The 6,689-nt window shown below is 71.3% G+C and carries 7 protein-coding genes and 1 pseudogene; 2 read left to right on the top strand and 6 right to left on the bottom strand.

Annotated elements, in window-relative coordinates; all coding sequences use genetic code 11:
* The 3 genes and pseudogenes from FNX44_RS04295 to FNX44_RS04285 form a co-directional block, all read right to left on the bottom strand.
* Positions 1 to 134: pseudogene (locus FNX44_RS04295) on the bottom strand (electron transfer flavoprotein subunit beta); the annotation flags it as partial.
* A gap of 225 nt (positions 135 to 359) precedes the next feature.
* Entirely contained in the window at positions 360 to 881 is a 522-nt protein-coding gene (locus FNX44_RS04290; RefSeq protein WP_323369060.1) for a flavin reductase family protein, read from the bottom strand.
* Positions 882 to 967: 86 nt separating this feature from the next.
* On the bottom strand, positions 968 to 1,309 hold the full coding sequence (locus FNX44_RS04285; protein ID WP_143646580.1) for a TlpA family protein disulfide reductase: 342 nt from the start codon (positions 1,307 to 1,309) through the stop codon (positions 968 to 970).
* A 218-nt stretch (positions 1,310 to 1,527) separates the two neighbouring features.
* On the opposite strand from FNX44_RS04285, the gene FNX44_RS04280 reads away from it, so the two are divergent.
* Complete coding sequence (locus FNX44_RS04280; protein ID WP_143646579.1) at positions 1,528 to 2,244, top strand: lysophospholipid acyltransferase family protein; 717 nt, start codon at positions 1,528 to 1,530, stop codon at positions 2,242 to 2,244.
* A gap of 99 nt (positions 2,245 to 2,343) precedes the next feature.
* Here FNX44_RS04280 and FNX44_RS04275 read toward each other — a convergent pair whose 3' ends face one another.
* The 3 genes from FNX44_RS04275 to FNX44_RS04265 form a co-directional block, all read right to left on the bottom strand.
* Positions 2,344 to 3,408 carry a threonine aldolase family protein gene (locus FNX44_RS04275; protein ID WP_143646578.1) on the bottom strand — a complete coding sequence of 355 codons (1,065 nt, stop codon included), beginning with the start codon at positions 3,406 to 3,408 and terminating at the stop codon, positions 2,344 to 2,346.
* Positions 3,405 to 4,175: an SDR family NAD(P)-dependent oxidoreductase gene (locus FNX44_RS04270; RefSeq protein ID WP_143646577.1), complete on the bottom strand. Its 771-nt coding sequence runs from the start codon at positions 4,173 to 4,175 to the stop codon at positions 3,405 to 3,407. The genes FNX44_RS04275 and FNX44_RS04270 overlap by 4 nt, the downstream gene beginning before the upstream one ends.
* A gap of 93 nt (positions 4,176 to 4,268) precedes the next feature.
* Complete coding sequence (locus FNX44_RS04265) at positions 4,269 to 5,681, bottom strand: DUF6421 family protein (protein ID WP_407699138.1); 1,413 nt, start codon at positions 5,679 to 5,681, stop codon at positions 4,269 to 4,271.
* A 317-nt stretch (positions 5,682 to 5,998) separates the two neighbouring features.
* Here FNX44_RS04265 and FNX44_RS04260 point away from each other — a divergent pair, with 317 nt between their 5' ends.
* The gene (locus FNX44_RS04260; protein WP_143646575.1) at positions 5,999 to 6,685 is read left to right on the top strand and encodes a glycerophosphodiester phosphodiesterase; all 687 of its coding nucleotides are present in this window, start codon (positions 5,999 to 6,001) and stop codon (positions 6,683 to 6,685) included.
* The last annotated feature ends 4 nt before the right edge of the window (positions 6,686 to 6,689 follow it).

Raw genomic sequence — 6,689 nt, 5'->3', positions numbered from 1 at the left:
TCGACCGCATACTCGTCCAACTCCGACAACAGACCGTCCACCGACTCACGATCCGTGGTCAGGTCCTCCGTGAACTGCCGCTCGCCAGTAGCGTCGGGCACGTACTTCACACAGACAACGATCCTCAAGCTCACGCCGGCTCTCCTACTGCATCGTGGGACTACGGACTGCCTCGTGTTCGGCAGCATAGGCGCCTGTCGGCACGGACTGCGGTCGGCACGAACCGACGCTCCGCACAGTTTATTACTCGCCAGTACACTCGGCGAACTCCACGGGTGCAAGGCGGTTGTGCTGTGACCTTGCCAACGCGCGCGACAAGGCCGGCGCGCGCGAAGGCCGACGCGCGCGACAGGGCCCGTTCAGTCGCGCAGCGCGGTGAAGCTCCGCTCGTGGTAGAGGAGCGGGCGGCCGGGACCGCCCGGGTCGCCGGTCAGGACCTCGGCGAGGACCACCCGGTGGTCCCCGGCGGGGACCCGGGCCGAGACGCGGCACACCACCCACGCCGGCACGGACTCCAGCACCGGTACGTCGAAGGGACCCGGGCGCCACCGGGTCGGCTCGGCGAACCGGTCGGCGCCGCTGCGCGCGAAGGTCGCCGCGACGTCCTCCTGGTGCTCGCCGAGGATGTGCACGCCGACGTGTTCGGCGCGGGCGAAGACCGGCCAGCTCGAGGAGCGCGCGCCGATGTTGAACGACAGCATCGGCGGCTCGGCGGCCACCGACGCGACCGAGGTGGCGGTGAACCCCGCCAGTCGGCCGTCCACACGGGCGGTGATCACCGCGACGCCCGCGGCCGAGCGCCGGAACGTCGCCCGAAGCAGCTCCGAGCCGTCCACCACCGACTCCCGCACCGCCGCACGCCGGGTGTCCGAGCCGCTCACCACGGGAGTCCTGAATGCATAGCGTCAGACTGACGAAAGGGCCGCTGCGGCGTCAAGGCCGACCGCGTGGATGCGATCACGATCACTTACCGGCCGTCCGAGGCCCGGACTGCCTCTCCGAGCGCGGCGATGACGTCGGCCCGGCGCGGCTGCCCGGTCGCCCGCCGCACCTCGCGACCCGAGGCGTCGAGCACCAGCACCGTTGGGGTGCGGATGATCCCGAGTCGGCGCACCAGCGCCAGCCGGTCCTCGGCGTCCAGCTCGACGTGCGCGACGCCGGGCACCATCGCCGCGACGTCGGCGAGCACCCGGCGGGTGGCCCGGCACGGCTGGCAGAAGGCACTGGAGAACTGGACGAGGGTGACCCGGTCGCCGAGCGCGGCCACGCCCAGCGTGTCGGCCGTGATCCGCCGCGCCCGCGCCGTCACGCCTTCGCCTCCGCTGTGAGTCTCGACGGGACCTCACTCCTCCCCTGGTGTCGGCGCCGGACCGCGCCCACTCGATTGTGCCCCGCCCCGAGACCGGGAGTGATCGGGATCTCTCCGGGGGCGGGGTAGCCGGATCAAGTTACGCTCGCGTAGGTTGGAGTGGATGTCCGCGCCGGGAGAACCTTCCCCAGGCAGTCACAGTTAAGGGTCCCCCGCCAATGGCTGAACTCGTGTACCCACCGGTGATCGGTGCCGCCCGTACCCTCTTCAAGGCGCTCGACCTGCGCTTCGACATCGCGGGTACCGAGCACGTTCCCCAGCGCGGTGGTGCCGTCCTGGTCAGCAACCACATCGGCTACCTCGACTTCGTGTTCGCCGGGCTCGCCGCTCGGCCGGCCAAGCGGCTGGTGCGCTTCATGGCCAAGGAGTCGGTCTTCCGGCACAAGGTCTCCGGGCCGCTGATGCGCGCGATGAAGCACATCCCGGTGGACCGGGCAGCCGGCATGGACGCCTACCGCCACGCGGTGACCGCGCTGCGCGGCGGCGAGATCGTCGGTGTCTTCCCCGAGGCCACGATCTCCCAGTCGTTCACCCTCAAGCAGTTCAAGTCCGGGGCCGCGCGCATGGCGCAGGAGGCGGGCGTGCCGCTGCTGCCGGTCGCGCTGTGGGGCACCCAGCGGCTGTGGACGAAGGGGCGCAAGCGGGACTTCGGGCGCAACCACTTCCCGATCACCATCCGGGTCGGCGAGCCGCTGGCGGCACCGAAGGAGACCTCGGCGGTGAAGCTGACCGAAACGCTGCGCGGGCGGATGCAGGAGCTGCTGGAGGCCGCCCAGGCCGCCTATCCGGCCAAGCCCCGGGGCCCGGAGGACTCCTGGTGGCTGCCGGCGCATCTGGGCGGTACCGCCCCGGCGCCGAACGCCGCGTCGGCCTGACGGACCGCACGACAACCGAAGACAGCCGTAGACGTGGGAGCGGGTGCCCCTCCGGAGTGGAGGGGCACCCGCTCCCACGTGTGCGCGCACCGCCCCGCGTCAGCCGGCGCCCAGCTCCTCGCGGAGCGCGGCCAGGAACTCCTCGACGTCGGACTCGGCGGTGTCGAAGGAGCACATCCAGCGGACGACTCCGGCGGCCTCGTCCCAGAAGTAGAAGCGGAAGCGCTTCTGGAGCCGGGTGGCCACGTCGTGCGGCAGCCGGGCGAAGACGGCGTTGGCCTGCACGGGGTACAGGATCTCCACGCCCGGCAGCTTCCGCACGCCCTCGGCCAGCAGGGCGGCCATGGTGTTGGCGTGCCGCGCGTTGCGCAGCCACAGGTCGCCGGCGAGCAGCGCCTCCAACTGCACCGACACGAACCGCATCTTCGACGCCAGCTGCATGGACAGCTTGCGCAGGTGCTTCATGCCGCGCACGGCGTCCGGGTTGAGCACGACGACGGCCTCGCCGAACACCGCGCCGTTCTTGGTACCGCCGAAGGAGAGGATGTCCACTCCCACGGCGTTGGTGAACGTGCGCATCGGAACGTCCAGGGAGGCGGCCGCGTTGGCGATGCGGGCGCCGTCGAGGTGGACGACCATGCCGCGCTCGTGGGCGTGCTCGCACAGCGCCCGTATCTCGTCCGGGGTGTAGACCGTGCCGAGTTCGGTGTTCTGGGTGATCGAGACCACCTGGGGCATGGCCCGGTGCTCGTCGTCCCAGCCGAACGCCTCCCGGTCGACCAGCTCGGGGGTGAGCTTGCCGTCGGGTGTGGGCACGGTGAGCAGCTTCAGTCCGCCGATCCGCTCGGGGGCGCCGCACTCGTCGACGTTGATGTGCGCGCTCTGGGCGGCGATCACCGCCCCCCAGCGGTCGGTGACCGACTGGAGGGCGACGACGTTGGCGCCCGTGCCGTTGAAGACCGGGAAGGTCTGGGCCCGGCCGCCGAAGTGGCGCCGCATCAGCTGCTGGAGGTGCTCGGTGTACTCGTCGTCGCCGTAGGCGCTCTGGTGGCCGCCGTTGGCGACGGCGAGCGCGGCGAGGACTTCTGGGTGGGCACCGGCGTAGTTGTCGCTCGCGAAGCCCCGCACCTCCGGGTCGTGGTGGCGCTTCGCGTCGGTCCTCACGGCTGGGGTGTGAGCCACAGGCGGTTTCCGTTCACTTCCTCGGCGGGCTTCGCCCAGGTTCCGACGATGGCCTCGGCCAGCTCCTTCACGTCGGTGAAGCCCGCGAACTTGGCGTTGGGACGCTCGGCGCGCATCGCGTCGTGCACAAGCGCCTTCACCACCAGGATCGCAGCAGCGGCGTCGGGGCCGGCCTCGCCCCCCGCCTTGCGGAAGGCGTCGCCGAGGGCGAGCGTCCACGCCTCGGCGGCGGCCTTGGACGCCGCGTAGGCGGCGTTGCCTGCCGTGGGCTTGCTCGCGCCCGCGGCGCTGACCAGCAGGAAGCGACCGTTCCCGCTGCGCTTCAGGGCACCCTCGAAGGCGAGCGAGGTGTGCTGAACGGTACGGATGAGCAGCTTCTCCAGGACGTCCCAGTCCTTGAGGTCGGTCTTGTCGAAGGAGGCCGAACCGCGCCAGCCGCCGACGAGGTGGACCAGGCCGTCGACCCGGCCGAACTCCTTCTCGGTGCGGGACGCCCACTCGCGGGTCTCCGCGAGGTCCAGCAGGTCCACGGTGTCACCGATGACGGTGGCTCCGCCGTGCGCGAACCGGGCCGCGTCCACGCCCTGCGCCAACCGCTCGGGGTCGGCGTCGGCGCCCACCACGACGGCACCGGCCTCCGCCAGCCGCAGCAGCGCCGCGTGACCGGCCGGGCCCCCGGCGCCGGCCACCGCGACCACCGCGCCTTCCAGGGGACCGCCGTTGCCGCTCTGGGGTGTCACCGTGCTCATGTCCTCAACTCCACTCACCGTTACGTACCGCTCTCGCACACTCCGGGCGCCGCCGCGCGCGGCGGCGCCCCCGCCGTCAGGCCGCGTTCGCCGTCAGGCCGCCACCGCGGTGCTGTCCGCGGTGATGCCCTTCGTCGAGGCGATCACACCGCGCAGCTTCTTGGCGAGTGCCTCGTAGAACATGCTGAGCGGGAACTCGTCCGGGTGCACCTCGTCGACGAGCTTGCGCGGCGGCAGCTCGAGGTCCAGCGCCTCGGGGCCCTTGGCCCAGGTGGAGGCCGGGTGCGGGGCGAGGTAGCCGGAGACCAGCTCGTAGGCCTTGAACCAGTGGACGAGCTTCGGACGGTCGATGCCTTCGCGGTAGAGGGTCTCGATCTCCTCGCGGAGCCGGACGGTGACCTCGCGGGCGCGGTCCCAGTCGATGGTCAGCCGGTTGTCGCGCCAGCGCAGCGCGTCGTGCTTGTGCAGGTAGGCGAAGAGCAGCTGGCCGCCCAGGCCGTCGTAGTTGCGGTTGCGCTCGCCGGTGACGGGGAAGCGGAAGATGCGGTCGAGGATGACGGCGTACTGCACGTCCCGGCCCTGCGGGTAGCCGTCGGCCTCCAGCTTGGCCGCCTCGTGGAAGGCGGTGAGGTCGCAGCGCAGCTCCTCCAGGCCGTACATCCAGAACGGCTGGCGCTGCTTGATCATGAAGGGGTCGAACGGCAGGTCGCCGTGGCTGTGGGTGCGGTCGTGGACCATGTCCCACAGGACGAACGTCTGCTCGGCCCGGTGCTGGTCGGTGAGCAGGCCGGCGGCGTCCTCGGGCAGCTGGAGGCTGGTGACCTCGCAGGCGGCGTCGATGACACGGCGGAAGCGGGCGGCCTCGCGGTCGCAGAAGATGCCGCCCCAGGTGAAGCGCTCGGGGGCCTCGCGCACGGCGATGGTCTCCGGGAACAGCACGGCGGAGTTGGTGTCGTAGCCGCTGGTGAAGTCCTCGAAGGTGATGCCGAGGAAGAGCGGATTGTCGTAGCGGGTCCGCTCGAGCTCGGACAGCCAGTCGGGCCAGACCATGCGCAGGACGACGGCTTCCAGGTTGCGGTCGGGGTTGCCGTTCTGCGTGTACATGGGGAAGACGACCAGGTGCTGGCGGCCGTCCACACGCTGCTCGGCGGGCTGGAACGCCAGGAGGGAGTCGAGGAAGTCCGGCACCTCGAAGCCCGACTCGGCCCACCGGCGCAGGTCGGCGACGAGCGCCCGGTGGTAGGTCTCGTTGTGCGGGAGGAGCGGGGCCAGCTGCTCGACCGCGGCGACGATCTTCTCGACCTCGCCCTCGGCGGTGGCGCGGCTGGGCGCGCCCTCGGCGTCGAGGTCGATCGAGCCGTCCTTGGACTGCCAGGGCCGGATGGTCTCCACGGCCGTCTTCAGCTCGCTCCAGGCGGGGTGGCTCGCCACAGCGGCACCTTCGCCGTGGGAGTGGACGGCAGGAACGTTACTGCCGACAACCGGGGACGAAAGGGTTTCCGTCATGACTCTGCCTCCACAGGAAAAACTCGCGTGGGACCACCGTAGGGGGAAGTCATTGCCCCGATCAAGAGCCACCGGCGCAAATCTTCCCGTCGAGAGTGCGAGATAGATGACATTTTCCGGCCCGCGATCAACTTCATACTACTTTTGTCCGGTTCCTACCGCATGTCGCGGCGCCGCGGCCGCCCCCACCGCACACTCCGGCGCCCGCTTCCGGCCACCGGTCGTTCACCGGCGGGCCCCGGGCCGCCGACTACGCTGACGCCCGACCGTCCGGCCCACCGACCGGGTGCCGGCACCAGCAGAGAGCGAGCAAACGCGTGTCAATCTTCACCGTCGGCCACCGCGGGGTCATGGGGGTCGAGCCGGAGAACACCCTGCGTTCCTTCCGCCGCGCCGCGCAGGAGGGCATGGACGTCATCGAGCTGGACCTGCATCTGAGCGCGGACGGCGAGCTGGTGGTCATGCACGACGCGACGGTGGACCGCACGACCGACGGCAGCGGCCGCGTCGCGGACCTCACCCTGGCCGAGCTGCGGCTGCTCGACGCCGGGCGGGGCGAACGCGTACCGGTCTTCGAGGAGGTCGTCGACGCGGTGACGACGCCCCTCCAGGCGGAGATCAAGGACGCCGCCGCGGCGCGGGTACTCGTCGACGTCATCAACCGGCGCGAGCTGCACGACCGGGTGACCGTCATCTCCTTCCACGACGAGGCGCTGCGGGAGACCCGGGCGCTGCTGCCCCGGATGCCGCTCGCGCTGGTCACCGGGCGGTCCACGCCGACCGCCGCCGAACGGGCCGTGGCGCTCGGCGCGGAGATGGTCTCCTGTGAACTCCGGTACCTCGACGAGGACGTCGTCGCGCGCTGCCGCGCGGCCGGCCTGCGGATCATCAGCTGGACCGTCAACACGCCCGAGGAGCTGGAGACCGCGCGACGCCTCGGGCTGGACGGCGTGGTGACCGACCGGCCGGAGGTCCGCACGGCCCTGCTCAGCCCGGTCGCTTGACGAG

It is taken from the genome of Streptomyces alkaliterrae, from assembly GCF_007097205.2.
GTDB lineage: Bacteria > Actinomycetota > Actinomycetes > Streptomycetales > Streptomycetaceae > Streptomyces > Streptomyces alkaliterrae.
This window is presented reverse-complemented; position numbering and strand designations above follow the sequence as displayed.

Excerpts from the sequence above, each read along its gene's own strand:
- FNX44_RS04280 (WP_143646579.1), top strand. The coding sequence starts at position 1,528 with ATGGCTGAACTCGTGTACCCACCGGTGATCGGTGCCGCCCGTACCCTC.
- FNX44_RS04270 (WP_143646577.1), bottom strand. The coding sequence starts at position 4,175 with ATGAGCACGGTGACACCCCAGAGCGGCAACGGCGGTCCCCTGGAAGGC.
- FNX44_RS04265 (WP_407699138.1), bottom strand. The coding sequence starts at position 5,681 with ATGACGGAAACCCTTTCGTCCCCGGTTGTCGGCAGTAACGTTCCTGCC.